The sequence below is a fragment of the Brevundimonas sp. Root1423 genome, from assembly GCF_001426805.1.
Window position 1 is genome coordinate 79,748 of record NZ_LMFL01000034.1, and the last position, 24,493, is coordinate 104,240.

At 68.4% G+C, this 24,493-nt stretch carries 26 protein-coding genes and 3 pseudogenes; 16 read left to right on the forward strand and 13 right to left on the reverse strand.

The window, feature by feature from the left end:
- Nucleotides 1-10 precede the first annotated feature (10 nt).
- Nucleotides 11-1,144, forward strand: a complete 1,134-nt coding sequence (locus ASD25_RS18875) for a JmjC domain-containing protein (RefSeq protein WP_056619530.1) — start codon at nucleotides 11-13, stop codon at nucleotides 1,142-1,144.
- Nucleotides 1,141-1,992: a tRNA glutamyl-Q(34) synthetase GluQRS gene (gene gluQRS / locus ASD25_RS18880; protein WP_056620080.1), complete on the forward strand. Its 852-nt coding sequence runs from the start codon at nucleotides 1,141-1,143 to the stop codon at nucleotides 1,990-1,992. Before ASD25_RS18875 ends, gluQRS begins: the two co-directional genes overlap by 4 nt.
- Here the strand turns inward: gluQRS and ppk2 are convergent, their stop codons facing one another.
- Nucleotides 1,993-2,739: a polyphosphate kinase 2 gene (gene ppk2, locus ASD25_RS18885; protein ID WP_056619532.1), complete on the reverse strand. Its 747-nt coding sequence runs from the start codon at nucleotides 2,737-2,739 to the stop codon at nucleotides 1,993-1,995.
- 162 nt (nucleotides 2,740-2,901) lie between these two features.
- Here ppk2 and ASD25_RS18890 point away from each other — a divergent pair, with 162 nt between their 5' ends.
- From ASD25_RS18890 to ASD25_RS18900, 3 genes and pseudogenes are all read left to right on the forward strand, one after another.
- On the forward strand, nucleotides 2,902-4,008 hold the full coding sequence (locus tag ASD25_RS18890) for a serine hydrolase (RefSeq protein WP_056619534.1): 1,107 nt from the start codon (nucleotides 2,902-2,904) through the stop codon (nucleotides 4,006-4,008).
- A 48-nt stretch (nucleotides 4,009-4,056) separates the two neighbouring features.
- Complete coding sequence (locus ASD25_RS18895; protein WP_056619537.1) at nucleotides 4,057-4,815, forward strand: extensin family protein; 759 nt, start codon at nucleotides 4,057-4,059, stop codon at nucleotides 4,813-4,815.
- Between the two features lie 203 nt (nucleotides 4,816-5,018).
- Nucleotides 5,019-5,117, forward strand: a pseudogene (locus ASD25_RS18900) (cold-shock protein); the annotation flags it as partial.
- Nucleotides 5,118-5,172: 55 nt separating this feature from the next.
- Here ASD25_RS18900 and ASD25_RS18905 read toward each other — a convergent pair.
- From ASD25_RS18905 to ASD25_RS30610, 4 genes are all read right to left on the reverse strand, one after another.
- Nucleotides 5,173-6,363 carry a DMT family transporter gene (locus ASD25_RS18905; protein WP_235562790.1) on the reverse strand — a complete coding sequence of 397 codons (1,191 nt, stop codon included), beginning with the start codon at nucleotides 6,361-6,363 and terminating at the stop codon, nucleotides 5,173-5,175.
- A 763-nt stretch (nucleotides 6,364-7,126) separates the two neighbouring features.
- Nucleotides 7,127-7,510, reverse strand: coding sequence for a hypothetical protein (locus ASD25_RS18910; RefSeq protein WP_156389378.1), 384 nt, complete (start codon nucleotides 7,508-7,510; stop codon nucleotides 7,127-7,129).
- The gene (locus ASD25_RS18915; RefSeq protein ID WP_056619544.1) at nucleotides 7,507-7,728 is read right to left on the reverse strand and encodes a hypothetical protein; all 222 of its coding nucleotides are present in this window, start codon (nucleotides 7,726-7,728) and stop codon (nucleotides 7,507-7,509) included. Before ASD25_RS18915 ends, ASD25_RS18910 begins: the two co-directional genes overlap by 4 nt.
- Before the next feature lie 538 nt (nucleotides 7,729-8,266).
- Nucleotides 8,267-9,133, reverse strand: a complete 867-nt coding sequence (locus tag ASD25_RS30610) for a hypothetical protein (RefSeq protein WP_156389379.1) — start codon at nucleotides 9,131-9,133, stop codon at nucleotides 8,267-8,269.
- 31 nt (nucleotides 9,134-9,164) lie between these two features.
- Here ASD25_RS30610 and ASD25_RS32855 point away from each other — a divergent pair, with 31 nt between their 5' ends.
- Complete coding sequence (locus ASD25_RS32855) at nucleotides 9,165-9,299, forward strand: hypothetical protein (protein WP_255356177.1); 135 nt, start codon at nucleotides 9,165-9,167, stop codon at nucleotides 9,297-9,299.
- 34 nt (nucleotides 9,300-9,333) lie between these two features.
- A complete protein-coding gene (locus ASD25_RS18930; protein WP_056619551.1) occupies nucleotides 9,334-10,053 on the forward strand; it encodes a DUF3800 domain-containing protein in 720 nt (239 codons plus the stop codon).
- 209 nt (nucleotides 10,054-10,262) lie between these two features.
- Here the strand turns inward: ASD25_RS18930 and ASD25_RS18935 are convergent.
- Nucleotides 10,263-12,438: pseudogene (locus ASD25_RS18935) on the reverse strand (excinuclease ABC subunit UvrB).
- A gap of 174 nt (nucleotides 12,439-12,612) precedes the next feature.
- Between ASD25_RS18935 and ASD25_RS18940 the strand changes: the two are divergent.
- The 4 genes from ASD25_RS18940 to ASD25_RS18955 all read left to right on the forward strand — a co-directional run bounded on the left by ASD25_RS18940 (nucleotide 12,613) and on the right by ASD25_RS18955 (nucleotide 14,870).
- Entirely contained in the window at nucleotides 12,613-13,398 is a 786-nt protein-coding gene (locus ASD25_RS18940; protein WP_056619555.1) for an isocitrate lyase/phosphoenolpyruvate mutase family protein, read from the forward strand.
- Complete coding sequence (locus tag ASD25_RS18945) at nucleotides 13,395-13,913, forward strand: methylated-DNA--[protein]-cysteine S-methyltransferase (protein WP_056619557.1); 519 nt, start codon at nucleotides 13,395-13,397, stop codon at nucleotides 13,911-13,913. Before ASD25_RS18940 ends, ASD25_RS18945 begins: the two co-directional genes overlap by 4 nt.
- Nucleotides 13,914-13,984: 71 nt before the next feature.
- Nucleotides 13,985-14,668, forward strand: coding sequence for a hypothetical protein (locus ASD25_RS18950; protein WP_056619560.1), 684 nt, complete (start codon nucleotides 13,985-13,987; stop codon nucleotides 14,666-14,668).
- A complete protein-coding gene (locus ASD25_RS18955; RefSeq protein WP_056619563.1) occupies nucleotides 14,661-14,870 on the forward strand; it encodes a helix-turn-helix transcriptional regulator in 210 nt (69 codons plus the stop codon). The genes ASD25_RS18950 and ASD25_RS18955 overlap by 8 nt, the downstream gene beginning before the upstream one ends.
- Before the next feature lie 34 nt (nucleotides 14,871-14,904).
- Here ASD25_RS18955 and ASD25_RS18960 read toward each other — a convergent pair whose 3' ends face one another.
- Nucleotides 14,905-15,774 carry a hypothetical protein gene (locus ASD25_RS18960; protein ID WP_056619566.1) on the reverse strand — a complete coding sequence of 290 codons (870 nt, stop codon included), beginning with the start codon at nucleotides 15,772-15,774 and terminating at the stop codon, nucleotides 14,905-14,907.
- Nucleotides 15,775-15,889: 115 nt separating this feature from the next.
- Here ASD25_RS18960 and ASD25_RS18965 point away from each other — a divergent pair, with 115 nt between their 5' ends.
- Nucleotides 15,890-16,714: a sulfite exporter TauE/SafE family protein gene (locus ASD25_RS18965; RefSeq protein ID WP_056619569.1), complete on the forward strand. Its 825-nt coding sequence runs from the start codon at nucleotides 15,890-15,892 to the stop codon at nucleotides 16,712-16,714.
- Here ASD25_RS18965 and ASD25_RS18970 read toward each other — a convergent pair.
- Complete coding sequence (locus ASD25_RS18970) at nucleotides 16,711-17,220, reverse strand: TIGR02281 family clan AA aspartic protease (protein ID WP_056619572.1); 510 nt, start codon at nucleotides 17,218-17,220, stop codon at nucleotides 16,711-16,713. The two genes, ASD25_RS18965 and ASD25_RS18970, sit on opposite strands and share 4 nt — an antisense overlap.
- 105 nt (nucleotides 17,221-17,325) lie before the next feature.
- The gene (locus tag ASD25_RS18975; RefSeq protein ID WP_056619575.1) at nucleotides 17,326-17,556 is read right to left on the reverse strand and encodes a DUF1289 domain-containing protein; all 231 of its coding nucleotides are present in this window, start codon (nucleotides 17,554-17,556) and stop codon (nucleotides 17,326-17,328) included.
- 154 nt (nucleotides 17,557-17,710) lie between these two features.
- On the opposite strand from ASD25_RS18975, the gene ASD25_RS31330 reads away from it, so the two are divergent.
- The 3 genes from ASD25_RS31330 to ASD25_RS18990 all read left to right on the forward strand — a co-directional run bounded on the left by ASD25_RS31330 (nucleotide 17,711) and on the right by ASD25_RS18990 (nucleotide 19,149).
- Entirely contained in the window at nucleotides 17,711-17,866 is a 156-nt protein-coding gene (locus ASD25_RS31330; RefSeq protein WP_200943669.1) for a hypothetical protein, read from the forward strand.
- 130 nt (nucleotides 17,867-17,996) lie between these two features.
- On the forward strand, nucleotides 17,997-18,314 hold the full coding sequence (locus tag ASD25_RS18985) for a hypothetical protein (RefSeq protein WP_056619591.1): 318 nt from the start codon (nucleotides 17,997-17,999) through the stop codon (nucleotides 18,312-18,314).
- A 37-nt stretch (nucleotides 18,315-18,351) separates the two neighbouring features.
- Nucleotides 18,352-19,149 carry a crotonase/enoyl-CoA hydratase family protein gene (locus ASD25_RS18990; protein ID WP_056619594.1) on the forward strand — a complete coding sequence of 266 codons (798 nt, stop codon included), beginning with the start codon at nucleotides 18,352-18,354 and terminating at the stop codon, nucleotides 19,147-19,149.
- An 8-nt stretch (nucleotides 19,150-19,157) separates the two neighbouring features.
- Here the strand turns inward: ASD25_RS18990 and ASD25_RS18995 are convergent, their stop codons facing one another.
- The 4 genes and pseudogenes from ASD25_RS18995 to ASD25_RS19005 form a co-directional block, all read right to left on the reverse strand.
- A complete protein-coding gene (locus ASD25_RS18995; protein WP_056619596.1) occupies nucleotides 19,158-20,177 on the reverse strand; it encodes an HlyD family secretion protein in 1,020 nt (339 codons plus the stop codon).
- Nucleotides 20,178-20,197: 20 nt separating this feature from the next.
- Nucleotides 20,198-20,953, reverse strand: coding sequence for an ABC transporter ATP-binding protein (locus ASD25_RS19000; protein WP_056619599.1), 756 nt, complete (start codon nucleotides 20,951-20,953; stop codon nucleotides 20,198-20,200).
- Nucleotides 20,950-21,312 (reverse strand): FtsX-like permease family protein (locus tag ASD25_RS32190; RefSeq protein ID WP_369816628.1); only part of this gene is annotated, 363 nt, incomplete at its 5' end. The genes ASD25_RS32190 and ASD25_RS19000, both read right to left, overlap by 4 nt.
- Before the next feature lies 1 nt (nucleotide 21,313).
- A pseudogene (locus tag ASD25_RS19005) lies at nucleotides 21,314-22,222 on the reverse strand (ABC transporter permease); the annotation flags it as partial.
- A 193-nt stretch (nucleotides 22,223-22,415) separates the two neighbouring features.
- Between ASD25_RS19005 and ASD25_RS19010 the strand changes: the two are divergent.
- Nucleotides 22,416-24,485, forward strand: coding sequence for a S46 family peptidase (locus ASD25_RS19010; RefSeq protein WP_056619602.1), 2,070 nt, complete (start codon nucleotides 22,416-22,418; stop codon nucleotides 24,483-24,485).
- Nucleotides 24,486-24,493 lie beyond the last annotated feature (8 nt).

The window sequence follows — 24,493 nt, forward strand, 5'->3', positions numbered from 1 at the left end:
CCTGTCCGCCATGATCAGTCTGGACGAACTTCTGCATCCGATCACCCCGGCGGAATTCCATTCCGGCTATGACGACCGGAAACCGCTGCATATTCCCGCGGGCGACGGCGCGCCGAAACGCGGCTTGCTGGACTGGGCCCGCTTCAACGCCCTGCTGGACCAGACCTCGATCTGGAGCGCCCACAATCTCAAGCTCGTCTACAATGGCGAGCCGATCCCGCCCGAACAATACTGCGTCGAGGTGACGACCCAGTCGGGCCGTTCCCTGCGGCCGTCTCCGGCCCGGGTGCAGCCGCTGCTGGCCATGGGCGCCAGCATCATCTGCGGCGACGTTCAGGACCTGACGCCCGAACTGCGGACCCTGTCGGAGACCCTGTCCGCCACCTTCGCCGGACTGGCCGGCGCCAACGTCTACTGCTCGTTCGGGGGCGTGCACGCGTTCGAGACCCACTACGACCTGCACCATGTTTTCGCGGTCCAGGTCGAGGGCGAGAAGACGTGGCGTCTGTACAGCAACCGAGCGGAGTCGCCGGTCGACCTCCCTCCCGACCGCGCCGAGGCCCATCGCTATTTCGCCCGGACGCGCGGCGAACTGATGCAGGAAGTGCGCATGCGGCCGGGCGACGTCCTCTACCTGCCCCGCGGCTGGTATCACGACGCCCTGACGGCCGAGGGCGCGTCGCTGCATGTGACCTTCTCCGTCACGCCGCTGTATGGGCGCATCCTCTTCCGGCTGCTGGAATCGGCGGCTATGCAGGACCCACAGTTCCGCGCCTGGCTGCGCCCTGCCGCCGAGGACGGAGGCCGTCCGCTTCAGGCGCAGCTGGCGGCGCTGGGAAGCAAGCTGGCGGCCTTGGCCGGCTCCGGCGCCTTCCGTAACGAGATCGCCATGGCCCAGACCCGCCTGACGGCCCGGGGCCAAGCCTATGCCTTGCCCGAACGCGTGACGATGACGCGCCTTCAGCGAACCGGACTGGCGTGCCCGCCGGTCAACGGGCCCGCGGCGGTGGCGATCGACTGGGCGATGGGCCAGCCGTCAGTCGTTCTGGAAGACATGATCGGCCAGTTCGATTTCGTGCCCGAAGACGCGCTGAGACAGGCCGTCGCCGAGGCGGAACGCGCCGGGGCGCTGAAAAGACTCTGATGTTCACCACCCGCTTCGCCCCGTCGCCGACAGGCCGCCTGCACAGGGGCCACGCCTTCTCGGCCCTGACGGCCTGGATGGCGGCGCGGGCGGCGGGCGGACGGTTCCTGCTGCGGATCGAGGACATCGACCCGACGCGATGCCGGCCGGAGTTCGAAGCCGCCATTCTCGAGGACCTGGCCTGGCTGGGTCTGGACTGGGAGCGGCCGGTGCGACGGCAGTCGGAGCATCTGACCGACTATGCGGGGGTCGTCGACGTGCTGGACCGGCGCGGCCTGCTGTACCGCTGCTTCCGCACCCGCAAGGAGATCCTCGACGCCATCACAGATGCGCCGCATGGGCCCGTCGAGGCCGCTCGTCCGGGCCCGCATCCCGCGGAGGAAGAAGCCGCCTTCCTGATCGAGGGCCGGGCGTTCGCATGGCGTCTGTCGCTGGACCGCGCGCGTGACCTGCTGGGTCAACGGGCCTGGGAGGCGCTGGCCTTCGTCGAGGAAGGCGCGGGTCCTGATGGCGAACGCGGCCTGATCCGGGCGCAGCCGGAGACGGCGGGCGACGTGGTTCTGGCCCGCAAGGACGCCGGCGCCGCCTACCATGTCGCCGTCACCCACGACGACGCCCTGCAGGGCGTGACCCACGTCATCCGCGGTCACGACCTGTTCGAGGCGACGCACATCCAGGTGCTGATCCAGACGCTGATGGGCTGGCCCACGCCCGTTTACCGGCACCACGCCCTGATGGTCGGCGAGGACGGCCGTCGCTACGCCAAGCGCGACCGGTCCGTCACCCTGGGCGAACTTCGCGCTGCGGGCCTGAGCCCTGAGACCCTGAGGGCCGAGCTCGGTTTCTGATCAGGGGGCCAGACGCCCGGCGGCGTCGTCGGCCGCGAAGACGACGTCCCGGTCAGGCTTCTCGGACTTGCAGCCGGGCGCGCCCAGCCGTTGCAGGACATGCCGGATGACGTTCAGGCGCGCCGTCTTCTTGTGGTCGGTCGCGATAACGGTCCACGGCGCATGCGGCACATGCGTCTCGGCCAGCATGCGGTCGCGCGCGGCGGAATAGGCGTCCCAGCGCTTCTGCGCCTCGGCGTCCAGCGGCGAGACCTTGAACCGCTTCAGCGGATCGCTGACCCGCTCGGCCAGCCGTTCGGCCTGCTCTTCCTTCGAGATGTCGAACCACAGCTTGATCAGCAGGATGCCGGCGTCGGTCAGCAGCCGCTCGAACCGCGGCGCGTCCTTCAGAAACTGTTCATGCTGCTCCGGGGTGCAGAAACCCATCACCGGCTCGACCCCGCCGCGATTGTACCAGGACCGGTTGAAGATGGAGGTCTCGCCCGCCGACGGCAGGTGCGGGACGTAGCGCTGGAAATACCACTGGCTCGCTTCGCGTTCGCTCGGCTTGGGCAGGGCGTAGACGCGCGTCTGACGCGGCGACATGTATTCCGTCAGGCGGGTGATCGATCCGTCCTTGCCCGCGGCGTCGCGGCCCTCGAACACCATCAGGGTCTTCTGACCCTTCTCGATGGCCCAGGCCTGGGCCTCGACCAGCTTCAGCTGCAGGCGTTCGAGTTCGGCCTGGTAGTCGTCTGATTTTCCCATCCTGCCACCGTGGACCCGTCGGCGGCGCCTCAGCAACCCCACGTCCATGTTTCGCTCGCGTTTCAGCGTCGTCACACAGACGGGCGCGACTGTTACACCCTTCTCACGTGCGCCCCTCCTCATGGGTCGCTATCACGGGTGGAAATCCGGAGAGACTTGCCGATGCTGATCGCCACGCGCCGCGCCCTTCTGGGCGGCTTCGCCATCCTGCCCCTCGCCAAAGCGTTTCCCGCCCTTGCCCGCGACGAGCGCGGGGGCCGGGCCGACGCCGCCCTCGATGCGCAGTTCGCCGCCCACGCCCCGCCCGCCATGGTCTCGGCCGTCGTCGGCGCGGACGGACTGATCTGGTCCGGCGCCCGCGGCGTGCGTCGCGCCGGCGGCTCCGAGCCCGCGACAACGGACCAGCTCTGGCACCTTGGTTCGAACGGCAAGTCCATGACTGCCGTCCTCTATGCCCGGCTGGTCGAACAGGGCCGGGCGAAATGGGGCGCGACCCTGCCCGAGCTCTTCCCGGGCGCCACGATCGATCCGGCCCTGCAGGCCGTCACCGTCGACGACCTGCTGTGCCACCGCTCGGGCCTGTCGGATCGCGATCTGCTGACCCGCGAGGTCATGATGGCGGGCCACACCGACACCCGTTCGACCCGCGATCAGCGCGTTGACTTCGCCGCCATGGCGCTGGGCAAGACCCTGACCGGAACGCGGGGCGTCTTCGGCTATTCGAACTGCGGCTACATCCTCGCCGGCGCGGCCATTGAACGTCTGGTCGAGCGGTCGTGGGAAGAGACCATCAAGGCCGAACTCTTCGATCCGCTGGGCATGGCCTCCGTCGGGCATGGCGCGCCCACCGGCGACAATCCCTGGGGTCACCGGGCGGTCGGCGACCAGCTGGCTGCCGTCGATCCCGCGCGCGGCGCCGACAACCCGCCGCCGTTCGGTCCCGCGGGCCGCATGCATATGACGGTCGCCGACTACGCCAAATTCCTTCGCCTCTACCTGACCGACAGCGGCGGACTGCTGCAGCCCTCGACGATGGCCCGGCTGACGACCCCGCCCGAGGGCGCGCCCCCGGCCTATGCCTACGGCTGGGGCGTCCAGCCCGGCCCGCGGCTCAGCCACGACGGTTCGAACACCATGTGGCACGCCACGACGCGCGTTCTGCCGGCCAAGGGGATCGCCGTGGTCTCCATCGCCAACCGCCATGGCCCCGGACAGGCCGCGAACCACGCCATGGCCGACGCCCTGACCGCCATCTACGCCCCCGTCTGAGCGGTCACGCTTTGACGCAGAGCCGACCACCGCTAAGGCTGGTCGGGCATGAAGCGCGACTTCGCCGATTTCTGGAACCTGCTGTGGGAGCTGACGCTCGGCCTGTGCGCCGCGTTCGCCCTGCTGAACGCCTTCGTCCCGGGCCAGGACCTGCCGTGGAAGCCGCTGGATCTCAACCATCCGATCGGTCAGGCCACCGGCGCCAAGGTGGCTGATTTCGAGCTGCCCCGCACCGCCGCGGCCGAGCAGACCGCCGCCGTCACCGACGCCTGCATCCAGGTGCTGCGTGAGGCCGGCGTCACCGTCGAGCGCGCCGAGGACAAGGACGACGGCGGCTTCTGCCTCGTGCGCGGCGCGGTCAGGATCACCGGCGGCGATGTCACCCCGCTGGACGGCAATCCCGTCATGCAGTGCCCGCTGGCCGTGCGCTACGTCATCTGGGACCGGCAGGTGCTGCAGCCGGCCGCCGAGGCGGCATTCGGCAGCCGGGTCGCGCGGGTGAACGAGGTCGGCACCTATTCCTGCCGCCGCATCTACGGCCTGACCGCCAACGACGCCCGGCCCAGCGAGCACGCGCGCGCCAACGCTCTCGACATCGGCAGCATGACCCTGGCCGACGGCCGCAAGGTGTCGGTGCTCAAGGACTGGGATGGAACCGGCCCAGCCGGCGGCGAGGGCAAAAGCTTCCTCAAGCGCATCCGCGACGGCGCCTGCCGCGCCTTCTCCACCGTCCTCACGCCCGACTACAACGAGGCGCACCGCAACCACCTGCATCTGGACGGCGCCCCGCGCAGCCTCTGCGCCTGATTCCGGGTAACCACGTTCGCGCAGCGCGCGTGTGGGTTTCAGGTTGACCGCCCCGGAATTGCGCGAGAAAAAGTCGCCGCAGTCCGGATTTCGCGCGGCCTCCACACCCGTGCCCGCTCCTTCGCTGAATGAGCTCGTCCAGATGGGCTGACGGGCGCTCCGCCGGGGCGCCTGCCTGGCAAGCGCGTTCACGGAGACGCATTATGGCGACCGGTACGGTCAAGTGGTTCAACCCGACCAAGGGTTTCGGCTTCATCCAGCCTGATGGCGGCGGACAGGACGTTTTCGTCCACATCACCGCGCGCGGCAAGACGTCGGCGATCGATCTGAAAATCCTCTGATCCACGACTGACACCATCATGAGACGGGCGCGGCGGCTTCGGCTTCCGCGCCTTTCTTTTTGGCCGACCATTGGGCGAGGACAATCGCGCCCAGCACCACCGCTCCGCCGACCGCTTGCACCGGCGTCAGGGTCTCGGCGAAGATCAGCCAGCCCAGCAAGGCCGCCACTACCGGCTGGATCAGCACCGTCACCGCCGTCAGCGCCGCCGGCAGCCGGCCCAGCGACCAGGCCACGCCGCCCTGCCCCACCACATGCATCAGCCCCAGCCCCGCGCAGGCCGCCCAGCCGTTCGGCGACCCCGGCAGCACTGGCTCGCCCAGCGCCAGCGCCGCCAGCAGCAGGCCCGGCGCGGCGATGGCGGTCGACCACAGCATCACCCGCCCCGCCGAATACCGCCCGCGCGCCGCCTTCACGGCGATGAAATAGCCCGCGTACCAGAGGGCGGTGACGGCGGCGAAGGCGTCGCCCACCGGCGGATTCGACCCCTGCCCGCCGTCGGCCCCCAGCGACATCGCCAGCGCCCCCGCGATCGCCGCCGCCAGCGCCACGAGGAACAGCGCCCTCGGCCGGTCGCGGAACACCCACCAGCCGACCAGGGTCACCACCACCGGCGTCAGATTGGTCAGGGTGGTGGCGTTGGCCACCGAGGTGAAGGCGATCGAATAGTGCCAGAAGGCCAGATCCAGCATCAGCATCCCGCCCGCCAGCGCCATCCACCCGGACGGCCGCCCCACGCCCTCTCCGCCGGGCCGCATCGCCAGCGCCAGCAGCCACGGCAGGGCGAAGACGAACCGCCAGAACCCCGCCGCCGCCGGCCCCGCATCCGCCAGCCGCACCAGTATCGGCGCGAACCCCAGCACGCTGGCCGAGGCGATCAGGACCAGCAGGGCGGAGGCGCGGGATGAGGGCATGCGAGAGGTATAGCGGATTCTCGTTCTCCCTCCCCCTTGTGGGGAGGGTGGTCGAACCCGTGACCGGGTTGACGCACAGGGCCGGCCGACCCGCATGCATTCCCGCACCATGCCGCGCATCAGGTCGGCGACGCCGGCCTGTCTGACGTCTTCGCCCTGCCGTGGCTGCTGGCGCGAGAAGGTCCGCTGTTCGGGGGCCACGCTGGACCCGCCCTTGGAGGCGATCGCGCGCCGCTGCTCCAGCGACATGGCGGCAAAGCCGCGCGGGCGTCCGGTGGGTTTGGTGTCGGTCATCAGGCCTGCCTCCACCCTGTTCAACGGGGGGCGCGCACCTTTCCGTCGCGTTGCGGATCGCGGACAGGCGGGGCGTCGAAGGGCGAATGTCCCCGGCCCGCGGGAAATTGCGAAAACCGCCCAAGCGGAGACATTCGCCCCTCATTCCTCCGCCTCCGCAGGGGCGGCGAACTCGTCGTATTCGGGCGGCAGGGGGCGGCCGAGGGCGAGGTCGCGGGCCAGCCCCAGCGCCCGCTCGCGCAGGAAGCGGCGGGCCATCAGCTGACCCTGCGCGCTGCGCGCTTCCGCCTCGGCGGGGTCCAGTTCGACCCATTCGAACAGGGCGTCGAGACGGGCGATCTCGGACGCCGCCCGGGCCAGCCGCAGGGCCGTCAGGCCGCGCCCGGGCCGATCCGGCGAAGGCCGCCGTTCGAGGCCGGTCGGGCGCCCCGGGCCAGGGCGTGGCGCGGGCGGCGAAGGCGCGCTTGGTCCAGCCTTCGCGCGCGGCCCGCTTGCGCAGCGCGCCCTCGGAGACGCCGAACCGGCCGGCGACCGTCCGGGCCGACAGGCCGGACAGATAGGCGCCGCGGATCAGGCTCCAGGTGTCGGGGCTGACAGTGACGTAGCGGGCAGCCGGCGTCTGTTGTGATTGCAGCATGTTGCAGTCCCCCTTCCGTGCGTGCGGCCGGATTATGGGGGCGCGATGCGTCAGGAACGGACGTAGCGGGGGCGGGAGGGGCGGAATTCGGGAGCGGGAGGGGCGGAGGGGGAGGTGTGGGAGTCGTCACCGCCGCCTGAACCACGCCGGCCAGTCCCTCCGGTCATACGGATCGTGCCGCCAGTGCCGCCGCAACCGCTCGGCGACCAGCGGATCGCCCAGCCGCCAGATTTCGCGCTTCACCCGCACGCTCTGTTCCTGCTCCAGCACCTCCAGCTGCGACGCCGGCCGGCGGCACCCCGCGCAACGGAACCGCCCCGCCAGCCACAGCTCGCCCAGGCACACCGCGCGCGCCATGGCCGGCAGCGTCGCCCCCTCGATCGTCCGGTGCCGCCCGCAGGGCTGGCAGCTGACGCGCAGGATCAGGCCGTGGCGGCGCGCCGACTGGATGGTGATCAGCGCCGCCGGCGCGGGCGGTCCCGCATGACCGATCATCAGGGGCCGCGTCACAGCCAGCCGCACGGATTGTCGGGCTTCGGCTTCCCGTCGCCATAGCTCACATGCGCCGCCCGCCCGCCGCACCGGCAGACGAACCGCCGCGACAGCCCGGCGGCGGGCCAGCGGGCCCCGGCGCCGAACCGCGCCGCCGGATCGATCAGGGCCTCACGGCCGCAGTACGGGCGCAGGCAGCGGACGTGCAGCCATCGCCGGGGAGGAGGTTCGCGCAAGGGTGAGGGCCTCTGGACGGGAGGCCATCCGACCGGGTGTTCCTAGGGGCGCGGGCGCGGTGGGGGAAGAGGGATGTTCTTGTTACGTTCTTCGCGGCTGTGGATGGCGGCGAAGGCGCGCCTGGTCCAGCCCTCGCGCGCGGCCCGCTTGCGCAACGCCCCCTCGGAGACGCCGAAGCGGCCGGCGACGTCCGGGCCGACAGGCCGGACAGCCAGGCGCCGCGGATCAGGCTCCAGGTGTCGGGGCTGACGGTGACGTAGCGGGTTTCAGGCGTCGGCCGTGATTGCAGCATGTTGCAGTCCCCCTTCCGTGCGTGCGGCCGGATTATGGGGGCGCGATGCGTCAGGAACGGACGTAGCGGGGGCGGGAGGGGCGGGTTTTGGGAGCGGGAGGGGTAGAGGGGGAAGTGTGGGAGTCCTTCTCCGTGTGAGTGGATCGCCTTTTCTATTCGAACAGCACTGGTCGAGCGCTGATCCTTGCATTCCCCGGGATGGATCCCGGCAGGACATGTACGTCGTTTTGATTGCGGCGTTGACCTTAAGTCATGCTGGTTTTTTCGGGGAGGGCCAGCAGGCGGTGCCCCCGCACGATGAAGCCTTTGCCTACAGCCACGTGACCGCCGCCAGTCTTGGCACCCGCGACCTTGAGGTGTTGGATCGTGGTTCGGAATCCCTCGGTTCCCACAACGCGATAAGATAGTTCGACCCAGAGCATCATCATGCCGTTGAAGTAGATTTCGTCGAAGGGATCATCCAACAGAACGAGGATGGTCTCGTCGCTCTCACCCGGCATCAGGGCGTCAAAGCTGGCAGAGCGGCAGTAGGGAGCCTCGTCGAGCGCCTCCCAGATTTCACCGCGTCGCTTCCAACCCACACGGGCTTTGCAGTCTAGCGCTGGGCCGCGTCCGTAGTTGTGGACTCCAATAGAGATTCTACTTCTGACCGTTTCGGCTTCGTCAGCAGGCGGATCCCCCACAACGTGTGAGGTAACCCATTTGATAGCTAGCCAAGCGCGGGTATCGGCAATCAGGGCGTCATTCGCGATGGTCGCGCTATGGCCAGCATTAATGGCGGCTCGCTTGGCCCAACGCGCTGCGCTCATCGCAGCCAAGAGCGTGAGGAAGCCTATAAGGGCTCCGATAGCGCCCATCGTCCACGCGGCATTGGCGGAGGACCGGGCAGCATCGACCGAACGCCACTGGGCGCAAAGGTCGGACTTGCGATCATCCTCACCCTGATCGCAGCCTTGATCCTGAACCGGTGGGTTGATCGGTGGTGGGACGGCCGGGTTTGAGCGGGCCGAGTCTATCGCGATAGCGCGTTTGGCGTCTTGCTGGCCGCCACCTTGTTTGGGCGCTTTGGCTGACGCCCCCACACCGAGCGCCACGACGAAGCCAATGATCAAGAGTAAAACCCGCCCCATGGAGGCGATTTAGATGCCTGAACCAGAAGAGATGCAACGCTTCCATGCCCTGCTAGAGGCGATGCTCACCAAGCTTGAGCCTGTCGTTCCCTTCGGACGCAACGCGGATGATTTGCGCGAGGACCAAGGGCTGGCGCAGGGCGATTAAGCGGGGCTAAACAAATTCAGCTTCCGGTGGGCTTATGGCCCACATCGCCTTCATTGATGAATCGGGCGACCACGGACTAGTCGCAGTTGATCCGCTGGCCCCGGTCTTTGTTCTTGCGGCGGTCGTCTATCCGCTCGAACAGTATTTGCACCACGAAATCCCAGCCATGAGCCGCCTCAAGATTGGACGTTGGGGGCATGAGGGTGTTGTTCTTCACGCATACGATATCCGCAAACGACAAGGGCCGTTCGCTTTCTGCGCAAATCGCGCCGAGCGAGACATCTTTCACCGCGAGATAGGTGATTTTTTCGGTCAGTCCCGATGCACGATTATCGCCTCAACGATCCACAAACAGCGGCTCGCCGGACAGTATGTTGATCCGAACGACCCCTATTATCTCTCGGTCAAATTTGTCCTTGAGCGGCTGCACATGATGTGCGGCGCGAACGACCAGATTCAGGTCGTTTATGAGGCTCGCGGCCGGACTGAAGACGCTCTTGTGTTGGAGTGGTCAATCGCCATCGCGGCGGGAGAAAACTTCAGGGGAGAGGTGTTCAATATGGCGTTCTGTTTTGCCAAGAAGAAGCACAACGTTACGGGCCTTCAGGTAGCTGATCTCGCCTGCCCATCCATTGCCGCCTACGTCTTAGACCACGACACCCGGCGTCCGGATTGGCTGGCTGTGCGGCCTCGAATACGTCAGCGGTGGGGTGGAGGCATGAGGGGGTTTGGGCTGAAGATTTTCCCTCCCTAGACAGCAGAAAGGCGCCCCTTTCACAGGACGCCCTCGCCGACCGGGATAACCCCAATCCATTTGTCCCGAATATAGGACATGACGCGGATTCTGTCAACGAATCAGGCCCTGCTCCTGACCTCGAGGACGAGCGATAGTTGTCGGGCGCTCATCCCCGAGACAACCCGTTCTAGCTCTCAGTTAGCCCACTTCGACTTAGCCTTGCGCCCTTACAGCCTGCTCTTCCGGAACGCCTCCGCCTTCTCCGCCGCCGCATCGGCCCGCCAGCGTTTCGGCGCGGACTTGTCGACCTCTTCGCCCTCGGCGGTACTCCAGGTCCATCAGCTTCATGCGCTTGATCTCGTCGCGCAGGCGGGCGGCCTCCTCGAACTCGAGGTTGGCGGCGGCGTTGCGCATGCGGCCTTCGATGTCCTTCAGGGCGGCCTGGAAGTTGGAGCCGGTGAAGGGCTTGGACGCCTCGGCCACGCCCGGCGCCGTCAGCCTGTCGAGGGCGCGGGACTCATAGGGGCTGGCCATGATCTCGCGGATGTCGCGCTTGACCGATTCCGGGGTGATGCCGTGTTCGGCGTTGTACGCCTCCTGCTTCTCGCGGCGGCGGTTGGTCTCGGCGATGGCGCGCTCCATCGAGCCGGTCATGCGGTCGGCGTAGAGGATGACGCGGCCGTCGACGTTGCGGGCGGCGCGGCCGATGGTCTGGATCAGCGACGTCTCGGAGCGCAGGAAGCCCTCCTTGTCGGCGTCGAGGATGGCGACCAGGCCGCACTCGGGGATGTCGAGGCCCTCGCGCAATCTCGATCCGCTCCATCGTGTCGACGTCGGAGTGCATGTAGCGGACGCGGACGCCCTGCTCGTGCATGTATTCGGTCAGGTCCTCGGCCATCTTCTTGGTCAGGACGGTGACCAGGCTGCGGTAGCCGGCGCGGGCGACGGCCTTCACCTCGTCGATGCAGTCGTCGACCTGGGTGCGGGTCGGGGTGGAGACCGGGCGGATCTCGACCGGGGGGTCGATCAGGCCGGTGGGGCGGATGACCTGTTCGGTGAAGACGCCGCCGGTCTTCTCCATCTCCCACGGGCCGGGGGTGGCGCTGACGAAGGTCGTCTGGGGGCGCATGGCGTCCCACTCGTCGAATTTGAGCGGGCGGTTGTCGATGGCGCTGGGCAGGCGGAAGCCGTATTCGGCCAGGGTCGATTTGCGGCGGTAGTCGCCGCGGTACATGGCGCTGATCTGGCCGACGGTGACGTGGCTCTCGTCGACGAACAGCAGGGCGTTGTCGGGGATGTATTCGAAGGAGCCGGTGGCCTCCATCATCTCCAGATCGAAGCGGACGCGCTGTTCGAGGCGCTGGGCTTCGAGGAGTTTGCCGTTCTCGACCATCCAGTCGAGCGTCTCCTTCAGCTCGGCCTTGATGCCGGTGATGGCCTGGTTCAGCGACGGGCGCGGGGTGACGTAGTGGCTGGCGGCGTAGACGGTGATCTCGGTCAGGTCGGCGGTCTTCTTGCCGGTCAGGGGGTCGAACTCCTGGATGGATTCCAGCTCGTCGCCGAACAGCTGGATGCGCCAGGCGCGGTCTTCCATGTGGACGGGAAAGATCTCGATGACGTCGCCGCGCTTGCGGAACATGCCGCGGTCGAAGGCGGCGTCGTTGCGCTTGTACTGCAGCGCGATCAGGTCGGCGCGGAGCTTGGACTCGTCGATCTGGTCCCCGACCTTCAGGGTGAAGGTCATGGCGGTGTAGGTCTCGACCGAGCCGATGCCGTAGATGCAGCTGACCGAGGCGACAACGATGACGTCGTCCCGCTCCAGGATCGCCCGCGTCGCCGAGTGGAGCTGTCCTTCTCGATGTAGGTGTCGGTCCGGGGGACGTAGGCCTCGGGCTGGTAGTAGTCGTAGTAGCTGACGAAATACTCGACGGCGTTGTCCGGGAAGAAGCTCTTGAACTCGGAATAGAGCTGGGCGGCGAGCGTCTTGTTGTGGGCGAGGATCAGGGCCGGGCGCTGGGTCTGTTCGATGACCTTGGCCATGGTGAAGGTCTTGCCCGAGCCGGTGACGCCCAGCAGGACCTGATCGCGCTCGCCGGTTTCGGCGGTGGCGACGAGTTCGGCGATGGCGGAGGGCTGGTCGCCGGCGGGGGTGTATTTGGTCTCCAGCCGGAAGGGGATGCGTTTGCGGCTGTCGGGACGGTCGGGGCGGTGCGGGACCCAGTCGGCGGGCTTGCCGGGCGGCTCGTCGGGCGTCAGGCGCGGACCGGTCACCGGGGCGAACATGGGCATGTGGTTCTTCGCCGCCGCCGGGTCGAAGATGAAGGGGGCCGCAGCCTCCGAGACGCCGGCGGACTGGCCGGGGACGTGGACGGGCTTGCCGGGGCGGGCGGGGGAACGGGCCATGAACAGCAATCTAGGGGCAAGCGGGGGGTTTCGCCACAACGCGGGGCGCTGACAGGGGATGCACGGGCGCCCTGCTGACAGCAGGGTGGCGGCATGTTTGATGAGAAGGACCGGAAACCGCGAGCGCTGGCGGCTGTCGGCGGCCATGTTACCGGTCGAACAAGGAGACCCGCCATGACCGCATTCCGCGACCTGCACCGTTCCGGCCTGCTGATCCTGCCCAACGCCTGGGACGGCGGGTCGGCGGCGCTGATGCGGGCCAAGGGGGCGAAGGCGATCGCCACGACCAGCGCGGGCGTGGCCTGGGCGCTGGGCTGGCCGGACGGGGATGCGCTGCCGGTGGAGCGAGTGGTGCAGGTCGCGCGCGATGTCGTGCGGGCGGCGCAGGGGCTGCCGGTGTCGATCGACTTCGAGGGCGGCTATTCCGACGATCCGGGCGCGGTGGCGGCGCAGGCGAAGCGGCTGGTCGAGGCCGGGGCGGCGGGGATCAATATCGAGGACGGCGGCGGCTCGCCGGAGCTGCTGGCGGCCAAGATCGGGGCGATCCGGACGGCGGTCGGGCCGGACCTGTTCATCAACGCGCGGTGCGACGTGTGGCTGAGAGGGCTGGCGACGGATGCGCCGGTGGCCGAAGCGGCGCGGCGGGGGGCGATCTATGCGGCGGCGGGGGCTGACGGGCTGTTCACGCCCGGGCTGACGGATTTGGCGGACATCGCGGAGATGGTCGCGGCGACGCCGTTGCCCTTGAACCTGCTGGCCTTCCCCGGTCTTCCGGATGCGAGGGCGCTGGAGGGGCTGGGCGTGCGGCGGCTGAGCGCCGGATCGGGCATCGTCGGCGCGACCTGGGGCCGGGCGGCGACGCTGGCAGAGGCCTTCCTGGCGAACGGGCGGTCGGAGCCTCTGGGCGAAGGCGCGCTGGGCTGGGGCGAGGTGAACGCCCTGATGCCGGTCCCGGAATGAGCGCGCCCGGCCATCTGACGCTGTCGTGGGTCGAGAGCCCGATCGGGCCGCTGGCCCTCGCCTGCGACGAGGCGGGCGTGGTGCGCGGCGTGTCGTTCGGCGACGGGCTGATCAAGGCGATGCGACGGGAGTATCCCGACGCGGCGTTGTCCGACGGCGAGACGCCGGCGACGGTGGCGCGCGAGCTGGCGGCCTATTTCGACGGGGACCGCGAGGCGCTGAAGCGCGTGCCGTGGTCGCTGGACGGCGCCGTCTCCAACGGCTTTCAGCCCCGTGTGTGGGAGGCTCTGGCCGAGGTGCCGGCGGGCGTGACCATCAGCTATGGCGAGATGGCGAAACGCGTGGGCGAGCCCGGCGCGGCGCAGGCTGCGGGCGTGGCGCTGAACCGCAACCCCATCCCGCTGATTCTGGCCTGTCATCGCGTGGTCGGCGCGGACGGCTCGCTGACCGGCTTCGGCGGCGGACTGGAGCGCAAGGGCTGGCTGTTGCGGCACGAGGGCGCGCTGCTGATCTGAGCGGCTTGACTCGATGTAACCCATAGGTGATATGTAACCCCAAGGTGACAACGCGCTTTTGGGGTTGCGAGATGGACGAGCAGGAACTGGCGAACGACGTGCGGAAGCGCGCTCGAAAATTCTATTCGTCGATTGCCCTCGCCATCGTGGGGGTCCTGGCTATGGGCTTCGGATTCGCTTTTGGACAGGGAAAGACCGGTGATGCAGCGGCGGTCGCCAGCATCTCGGCGGGGCTCGGATTCAGTTTTGCGGTGATGGGGGCAATCTTCGCATGGATGCACCGGCCGAGCGACCGGCGGTGGATGTCAGAACGTCCGCAAGACAAGCGCGAAAGGCTGCAGGCGCAACGGTCGAGCCAGCTTTTCCTGTTCCCGGCGATGGCCGTGATCTTTCTGGGGCTGGCGCTGACGCCTCTGCGCCAGGTGGCCGCGGGCAAAGGCGGGCTGACAGACTATCTCGCAGTCGGTCTGCCTGTGCTTTACGCATGGGTGCCGGCGGCAATCGCCATGGGCTGGGACGGCCCTTCCCGGCATAACCGGCGCTTTCTCGAGGACGAACTGACGACTGTGATCCGGTCTCGCGCCATGACAGCGGCGTTCGTGGCGCTGATGGCCGGCGCCACAGCGGCGCTGGCGGTGTTTCTGATCCGCCCGGAATTTGGCGCGATCGCCCTGATGGCCGCCATCGCGGCGGGCGGTGCGACCGCCGGCGTCCGCTTCGCCTGGCTGGACCGCGAGGCGGGTCAGGATGGGTGATCCGCGCCTCGCCTCACGCCTGAAGGAGGTGAGGACCGCCGCCGGACTGACCCAGGCCGATCTGGCGGAACGCGCCGGGGTGTCGCGCAAGACCGTGAACACGGTCGAGAACGGTGTCTTCGTGCCCTCGACCCTGCTGGCGCTGAGCCTCGCCCGCGCGCTTGGCACGAAAGTCGAGGACCTGTTCTGGCTGACGGAATAGGGGGCGCCGGCGAACCGGCGCCCTCGTTCCCGGTTTAGCGGCTGGCCGCCGAGACCCGGGCTTCCAGTTCGGTCCAACGCCGGGTCAGATCCCGAAGCTCCAGCCGCAGGCTCGAGGCCTCGGTGCGGCTGATCGAACCATTGCGCTCGCCGGCAGAGATGCGGGCCTCGATCTGGGCGCCGCGCGGGTCGGAGCCGTAGTTGTCGCCCGGTGTGTACCCGCCGTCATAGTTGTCGCCCACGCGGCGGTTCAGATCGGCCCAGCGCGCTTCCAGATCCTGACGCTCGCGGCTGTCGATACCGTTGCGCTCGTAGGTGGTTTCCAGCTGCACAAGGGCGTTGAAATCGGTCGACAGGCGGTTGGCCTGGCTGCGGGTCAGGGTGCGGTTGCGAACGCCCGCGTCGAGGCGGCTGTTGAACTCGACGCGGCTGTCGGCCAGCGGGCGCCAGTCGTCGTAACCGTCGTCATAACCACCCTGCCCGCCTGCCTGATAGCGGGTCGAGAAGGCGCGGTAGCGTTCAGCCAGATCAGAGCGCTCGGTCGTGGTGACCCGGCCGTCGGCCGTGTAGCGGGCCTCGATCGTGACCAGTTCATTGTACTCGGCCGTCAGGCTGCGGGCGGCCGAGGAGGAAATGGCGCCCGAGCGCACGTCTGCGTCGAGGCGGCTTTCGAACTGTGCGCGGTTGGTGTTGAGCGGACGGCGTCCACGTCCCCACTCGCTGTCCAGCGTGGTCGAGACGCCGAGCCGGTCGCCGAACAGGGCGCCCAGAATGGCGCCGATGGGATCGGTCTGGGTCTGGCTCTGTCCGTAGGGCGTCGAGCCGTACGGGGTCTGTGCCGAGGCGGCGCCGGCGACAAGAGTAAGGGCGGCGGCCGAGGCCGCAATAAGCTTGAGCGATGTCATGGGGGTTCTTTCCGGGTCCTGGGTGTCCCTGCGCGGGAAGAACGGGAGTCGGCGAGGAAGGTTGCGGCCAGGCCGGCCCGCTCCCCTCCGGCGCGAGTCAGACTAGACAGGACAGATGACCGCCCTGCCCCTGACCGATCTGCTGCTTCTGCTCGCCGCCCTGATCGCTGCGGGGCTGGCGGGCGGGATCGTCGCCGGCCTGTTCGGGGTGGGCGGCGGCACGGTGATCGTGCCGGCGGTGTTCTACGCGTTCGAGGTGCTGGGCGTCGGGGGCGAGAGCAATCTGCACACGGCCATCGGGACCTCGCTGCTGACCATCGTGGCGACCAGCTGGCGGTCGTTGAAGGCGCACCGGTCGCACGGGGCGGTGGACGAGGTCGTTTTGAAGACCTGGACGCCGTGGGTCGGGTTCGGCGCGCTGATCGGGGCCGGCGTGGCGGGCGTCACCTCCATGGAAGGGCTGGCCATCGTCTACGGCGTCTGCCTGGCGCTGATCGCCGCGCAACTGGGGCTGATGCCCGAGCGGTTCACCCTCAGACGCGACCTGCCGACGGGCTGGGCGCGGCGCGGGCTGGGCAGCCTGATCGGCGGACTGTCGGCGATGATGGGGATCGGCGGCGGCAGTTTCGGCGGGATGATGATGACCCTGTGCGGACGGCCCATCCATCAGGCGGTGGCGACGGCGTCCGGGTTCGGCGTCGCGATCGGAACCGCGGCGACGCTGGGTTTCGTGGCGTTCGGCTGGGATGCGGCGGGTCGGCCGCCGCTGTCGCTGGGCTACGTCAATGTACCGGGAGCCATCGTGATGGCCGTTCTGACCACCGCCGTCGCGCCGTGGGGCGCCAGGCTGGCGCATTCGCTGGACAAGCGGGTGCTGCGCAAGGCGTTCGCGGTCTATCTGCTGGCCACGGCTTTGTCGGTCGTGGTGAAGGCGCTCTAGGGGCGCAACGTCAGACTGGCGGGAGTGGCCGTAAAGGCCGAGAGGCGGCCCAGATAGCTCATGCCCAGCAGGGAGTGCGGCAGGCCGCGCTCGACGACCAGGGCCTGAACCCGTTCGACACGGGCGCCGGCGACGGCGACCGCCTGAAGCTCGACCGGGGCGGCGCGGACGATGCCGGAGGCCGTAACGAGGGTGCTGGAGAAATCGTCGGACGTGAGCTTGAGACCCAGACGCGCGGCGTCGTTGGGAGTCAGGGCGACCACACTGGCGCCGGTGTCGACCATGACGCGGACCGCGCGGCCCTCGATCAGGGCGTCGGCCCAGTAGTGGCCGTCGAGGCCCTTCATCACCTGACCGGGAACACCGCGGGCGGATGCGGTCGCCGGGGCCGGCGTCGCCGCATAGGCCTGACCGCGCAGGCCGGCCTGATCCATCCACCAGACGGTGGTGAGGGCCGAGGCGACGGCGGCGGCCATGATGCCGGCGGAGGAAAGGTCGAAACGCATGCCTTACTCGTCCTGAAGCGTCGCCCTTGCGACGGCTCCGGTATCGCACGCGCCCGTTTGGATGCGGTGAAGGGGGATGGTTTGCGGCGGCTTAACGCGACCGCGTCAGGCGGGGCCAAGAAGAGCCGGGTCCACGCGGGATCGCCGCGTCGGCAGATCAGCCATCACGGCCGCGCGTTGCTCATCCGTCAGGGCGCTCCAGCCGCCGATCTCGGACAGGGTGCGGAAACAGCCCAGACACAGGCTGGACGCGCCGTCGACGACGCACACCTTGATGCAGGGCGTGGCGATGCTGCGCGGCAGCGTCTGTGGACTTTGGGCGACAGTCGATGACATCAGTGCGAAATATGGTCCGCTAGCGGAGTAAAAATCATTGCAATTTTCAGCGGCCAAGGTTACATGGATGCTGACGCGAAACGACTATGACGGTGAGATTCCCGAAAAGCACGACGCGTCTCTTTTCATCGTTCCATCGAAAGGAGACGCCAGGATGAACGACAGAGACCGCAACCTCCAGCACGCCATGATGTCATTCGCCCTCTGGGGCGGGATGCTGGTGAATACGAAGAACAACAACGGGGCGGGCGATCGTGTGATCAGCCACCCGTCGAACTTCGTACCGATCAAGATCGAGAAGCGCCGCTAGGGCGCTGGGCTCGAACCCTGACAAAAGCCCCGGCCCGCAAGGTCCGGGGCTTTTTCAATTCTCCTGTCGCGTGCGGGATACATGGGACGGAGTGAAAACCGTGCCAGTCTTCTGTCGGGGGACGGGAGATATGCTGAAGCTTGAGGCGACATTGATCGCGTGGACGCCCGCCCGGCCCTGGCGACATGGCTGGTCGCCGGAGCGCGGCGTCGACTTCATCGTCTGGAGCCCGGGCCGGCGCAGGACTGCGGACGGGTCGACGGCGACCGCGCGGATCGCGGCGGCGGAGCCCGTCAGTTTCGTCGAAGCGGACGAGATGCTGCCGACGGGCGTGACGGTGGTTCGCCGCTTCGTCAGCCTCGTCGCCGAGGTTGCGAGGCCGGAGCCCGCCGAGCGCTCCCTGACGCGGGCCTGGTCTGCGGTTGCGAGAAAGCTGCCCGACTCCTGACGTTGCGAGGACGCCGCGCTTGCGGCACAGCGGACGGATGACCCTGATCCGCAGAGAACGCCGCGCACATATCGAAATCTGGACGCTGGACCGCCCCGACCGGCTGAACGCCCTGCCCGATCTGGAGGACGGCGAGGCGTTCGCCGCCGCCTGCGAGGCGGTCAATGCGGACCCGGAGGTGCGCTGCGTGGTCCTGACCGGGGCCGGGCGCGCCTTTTCGGCGGGCGGCGATCTGAAGGCGATGAAGGACCGACGCGACATGTTCGCCGGCTCCGGGGCCGAAATCCGCGAGCGATATCGCCGCGTGGTGCACCGGATCGTGCGGTCGCTGTACGGGCTGGAGGTCCCGCTGGTGGCGGCGGTGAACGGGCCGGCCATGGGGCTGGGCTGCGACATCGCGGGGCTGGCCGACATCCGCATCGCCTCGGAGACGGCGAGCTTCGGCGTGCCCTTCCTGAAGCTGGGCATATTGCCGGGCGACGGCGGGGCGTGGCTGATGCCGCGTAATGTCGGCTATGCGCGCGCGGCCGAGATGCTGTTCACGGCCCGGGCGCTGGACGCGCGGACGGCGATGGAGTGGGGGCTGGTCAGCCGGGTGGTCGCGCCGGAGCGGCTGAGGGACGAGGCGCTGGAGATCGCCGGGGACATCGCGGCCCGCGCGCCCCAGGCGCTGCGCATGACCAAGGCCCTGCTGCGTCAGGGCCGGGACGCCACCTTCGACCAGATCCTGGAGATGACCGCGTCGATGCAGGCGCTCGCGCATCTAGGCGACGACCATCTGGAAGGCGTGACGGCGGCGCTGGAGAAGCGGCCGGCGGACTTCACCGGCCGCTAGCTCAAGGATCAGCCCGCGGCGGCCGGAGCCCGCATGGCGCGGCCGGCGGGGACGCCGACGGTCGCAGCGCGCGGGGCGCCGGCGGTCTGGCCGGGCTTCATGAATTTGACCAGCACGCGCTGGCCAATCAGCAGCGGGGCGTCGCCGGCGGTGACGACGACTTCCACGACCCGCTCGTCCGAACGCTGCGAGGGATCGTCCGAGGCCAGTTTCCGGGCGCCGAAGACGGCGGCGCGGCGCAGGACGGCGCCGACATAGACCTTGGACGGATCGCCCTCGGGGGTGATCTCGACGGCCTGTCCGGGAGTGATGTTGGGGATGTCGCTCTCGACGATCTCGGCGCGGGCGATGCGCGGGGCGTCGGGCTCGAGGTCGAACATGTTGGAGACGTTCAGGGTCGAGGCGCCGGCGCCGGGGTTGGCGTAGCGGCGCACGATGCGGCCCGACTGGGGCGCGCGGATCACCGTCAGCTCGACGTTGTAGGCGGCCTGGTCGCGACGGGCGCGGGCGGTCTGGACGGCGGCCTGGGCCGAGCCGAGCCGGGCCTGCGCCTGGGCGATGGCGTCGCGGGCCTGATCCATGCGCGAGGCGGCGACGAAGTTGGACGCGACCAGCTGCTGCAGGCGGTCGTGCTCGCGCTGGGCGGTGCGGATGTCGACCTGGATCAGGCGCAGCTGGCTTTCAGCCTGGGCGACGTCGGCGCTGGCGCTCTGCAGGGCCAGACGGGGCTCGTCATCCTCCTGACGGGCAAGGATCTGGCCGGCGACGACGCGGTCGCCTTCCTGCACCAGCACCTGACGGACGACGCCGCCGCGGCGGGCCGCGACCTGGATGATGCCGCCTTCAATATCGACCTTGCCGTTGGCGATGGCCGCATAGGGGCTTTCGACCTTCTTGAGGGCGTTGGCCTTCTCTTCCTCGGCCTTCTTCGCCTTGCCGGCGCCCTGCATGACGTTGAAGCCGACAACGAGCACAACGATCAGCACCAGGCCGATCCAGAGCCATTTGTTCTTGAGGAAGGCGGGCATGTCGAAGGTCCTTGAGGGCGTCAGTGCGAAGCCAGCGTGGCGTCGGGATTGGGAATGCGGCGTTGGTCGTCGATGATCACGCCGTCTTCGATCTTGATGACCCGGTCAGCCCATTCCTCGAGGCGCGGGTCGTGGGTCACGCAGATGACGGCGGCGCCGTGTTCGGTGGCGGCGCGGCGCAGAAGGCGGATGACGATCTGGCCATTCTCGCCGTCGAGGGCGGAGGTCGGTTCGTCGGCGAACAGGATCTGCGGGTTCTTGGCCAGGCAGCGGGCGATGGCGACGCGCTGCTTCTCGCCGCCGGACAGGGCCGAGGGCCGCTGGTGCAGGCGCGAGCCTAGGCCGACTTCCTGAAGGGTCGCGGTCGCCTGACGTTTGGCGTCGCCCTTGGACAGGCCCTGGAATTTCAGCACCACCTCGACCTGCTGCAGGGCAGACAGCGCCGGGAACAGGTTGAAGCCCTGGAAGATGAAGCCGCAGTGGTCGAGGCGGAATTTGTCGATCTTGCCGCCGGACAGCTTCCACAGATCGTCGACGTCGAGCGTGTCGACGCGGCCTTCTTCAGGCCGCAGCAGACCGGACAGGGCCGCGATCAGGGTCGACTTGCCCGAGCCCGAGGGGCCCATGACCATGGTCAGGTCGCCGTGGCGGGCGTCGAAATCCACGCCCTTGAGTACGTCGATGTACGACTTGCCGGACTTGAAGCGCTTCACGAGACCCTTGGCCTCGATAGCGAACTCGCCGTGTTTGCCGTGAACCTTGGTGTGGCCGGTCATCGCAGCAGGTCCGCAGGCTGGCTGTTCTTGAGGATGCCGAGGGACAGAAGGCCCGACAGCATGGCGATGATGACGAGGCCACCGCCGACGACGATCAGCAGGACGGGCGGCAGGGCGATGATCACGGCGTTGGCCGCCGCCAGCATCTGCACCAGCAGGGTCAGGCCGATGGCGGCGCCGACGCCCACGAGGCCGACCCAGAAGCTGAGCTCCATGACGATGCGGTTCAGCGATCCCATGCCGACGCCCAGCGCGCGCAGGGAGGCGAACTCCTTGATGTTGGCCATGATGGCGCCGCGCAGGGTCTGCCAGGTGATGGCCACGCCGATGATCGTGCCCAGCACCACGCAGCCGCCGATNGGAGGCGAACTCCTTGATGTTGGCCATGATGGCGCCGCGCAGGGTCTGCCAGGTGATGGCCACGCCGATGATCGTGCCCAGCACCACGCAGCCGCCGATGATGATGACGAGAATGCCTTCCTCGAACATGGCCGAGGCGTTGGCGTCGGCCAGCTCCTGACGGGTCCAGGCCTTCCACTGGCCGTCGCCCTGCTCATTCAGCTCGACCGCGACGCGCTCGGCCTGGGTCGGGTCGCGCAGCTTGATCATCAGGGGACCGACGCGGGGCCCGGTGTCGGCCTGGCCCAGCATGCGCAGGGTGTCCCGCGACATGACGATGGTGGCCTGCATCATGTTCGGATAGCCGCGGGTGATGCCGACGACCGTGACGGTCTGGCCGTTGTAGAGCGCCTTGTCGCCCAGTTTGACGCCCAGTTTGGAGACGGCGGTCTCGTCGATGGCGACCGTGTAGGGCTGCCGCAGGGCGTCGACCAGTTCCTGGGAATAGTCGGTCGGAATGGTGACCGCGCCGGGCGTGGTGTCGATGATGCTGGCCTGGACGAACTCCTGACGCGGCGCGCCCATCTTGGCGCGCTCGGCCTGGGACATCGTCGGGTCGACGTTCTTGACCGACTGGAACGAGCCGCCGGCGCCGTCCAGCGGCTGGACCTCGATGACGGCCGGGTTGCGGTAGGCCAGCGGAATGAACCGGCGCGGCACGCCCGAGGGGCCGCCCATCAGGCTCTTGGCGCCCGGCTGCATGATGATGATGTCGGCGCTGGAACGCTCGATCGTGGCGGTGAAGCCCTTGCCGATGCCGATGAAGACGCCGGTCATGGCCAGCACCAGCAAACCCGACAGGGCCAGCGCCATCACGGCGGCCATATAGCGCCGCCACTCGAAGAGCAGCGTGGAGAGGGCGAGCGACATTGGTACGGACAGGTCCCCGAGTAATTACCGCTATGTGACGGCGGCATTGGTTCGAACCAAGTTAAATCGGGGTAAGGCGACCGGCGTTACGCTTTCGTGAGCAGACCCTGAGGGCGATGGACGGGGTCGGTTCATCGGGTCTAGATAATTACAACGGTGGGCGATCAACGCCGGACCCGGGAGAATTCGCAGAATGCAGCTTCGTTCGCTTCGCGCCGCCATTTCGGCGACCGCCTCGATTGTCGCCGTCGCCGGCGTCATGGCCGTCATGGCCGCGCCGACCTCCGCCCGCGCCGATGAAGGCATGTGGACGTTCGACAATTTCCCGATCCAGACGGTGAACGACAAATACGGCACCCGGATCGATCAGGCGTGGCTGGACCGGGTCCGCAACGCCGCCGTGCGCATCCAGGGCTGCTCGGCCTCCTTCGTCTCGGACGAGGGTCTGATCCTGACCAACTGGCACTGCGTCGTCGGCTGCGCGCAGGAACTGTCGTCGCCCGAGCAGGACTATGTGAAGAACGGCTTCCTGACCCGGAACCGCGAGGAAGAGAAGCGCTGCCCCGGCCAGACCGCCGAGGTGCTGGTCGATATCGTCGATGTGACCGACCGGGTGCTGGCCGCCGGGACCGGGCTGGAAGGCGCCGCCTTCAACGCCGCCCGCACGGCCGAGACCAACACTATCCAGACCGAGGCCTGCGCCGGCGATGCGAAATTCAGCTGCCAGGTGATCAGCTTCTACCGCGGCGGCCGCTACGCCATGTACAAATTCCGCCGATATGACGACGTGCGGCTGGTGTTCGCGCCCGAGAACCAGGCCGCCTTCTTCGGCGGGGACCCCGACAATTTCAACTTCCCGCGCTACGCCCTCGATGCAGGCTTCCTGCGCGCCTACGAAAACGGCCAGCCGGTCGAGAGCCCGAACTTCCTCAAGTGGAACCCGAACGCGCCCAAGGAAGGCGACGTCACCTTCGTGGCCGGCAACCCGGGCACGACCCAGCGGCTGCTGACCATGAGCCAGCTGGAACGGCTGCGCGACCAGCAGCTGCCGGTGACCCTGATCCAGAACTCGGAACTGCGCGGGCGTTTGCTCGAATATTCGCTGACCGGCGACGAGGCCAAGCGCTTGTCGTTCGATCCGATCTTCGGCCTGGAGAACAGTTTCAAGGTCTATTACGGCCAGCAGGGCGCCTTGACCGATCCCGCCTTCATGGCGGCCAAGCGGGAAGCCGAGACCGAACTGCGGGCCCGCGTGGCCGCTAACCCGGCGCTGGTGCAGCAGATCGGCGATCCGTGGGGTGATCTGGAGCGCGTGCAGGCGACCGCCCGCGACCTGTACCTGCCCTACCGCCAGCTGGAGCAGTCGGCGGGCGGCGGCTCGACCCTGTACCAGATGGCCCGGACCCTCGTGCGGGCGTCGAAGAACACGACCATGACCGACGTCCAGCGCGCGCGTCTGGCCACCGCACTCGGCGCCGAGACGCCGATCGCGACGGACATGGAAGAGATCCGCCTGCGCTACTGGCTGTCCAAGACCCGTGAATATCTGACGGTCGACAATCCTCAGGTGAAGGCCATGCTGGGCCGCGAAAGCCCCGAGGCCCTGGCCGACCGGCTGATCTCGGGCACGAAAATGGGCGACGCCGCCTTCCGCGCCCAGGCCGCCGGCATGACCACGGAGCAGTTGGCTGCCGCTGACCCCCTGCTGGCTTTCGTCATCGCCAATGACGCCGCGGCCACCGACATCGGCGCCCGCTGGGCCGCCGAGGTCAACGCCCCGACCGCCCGCGCCGCGGAGAAGGTGGCCCAGGCCCGGTTCGCGGCCTATGGCACCAACCTGTATCCCGACGCGACCTTCTCGCTGCGCCTGTCCTACGGTCAGGTTGCGGGCTGGACCTATCGCGGCGTGACCGTGCCGCCGTTCACCTACATGGGCGGCCTGTACGAGCGGGCCACGGGCGCCGAACCGTTCAACGCGGCGCAGGCGTTCATCGACAACGAGGCCCGGGTCAACAAGGACACGGTCTACGACTTCACCTCGACCAACGACATCATCGGCGGCAACTCGGGCTCGCCCGTGATCAACGCCGACGGCGAGGTGATCGGTGCGGCCTTCGACGGCAACATCCACTCGCTGGGCGGATCGTTCGGCTATGACGCCGAGCTGAACCGCACGGTGACCGTGTCGACGGCGGCTATCACCGAGGCGCTGCGCAACATCTATCCGCAGCCGCACCTGCTGCGCGAACTGGGTGTCCGGTAAGAGCGTGT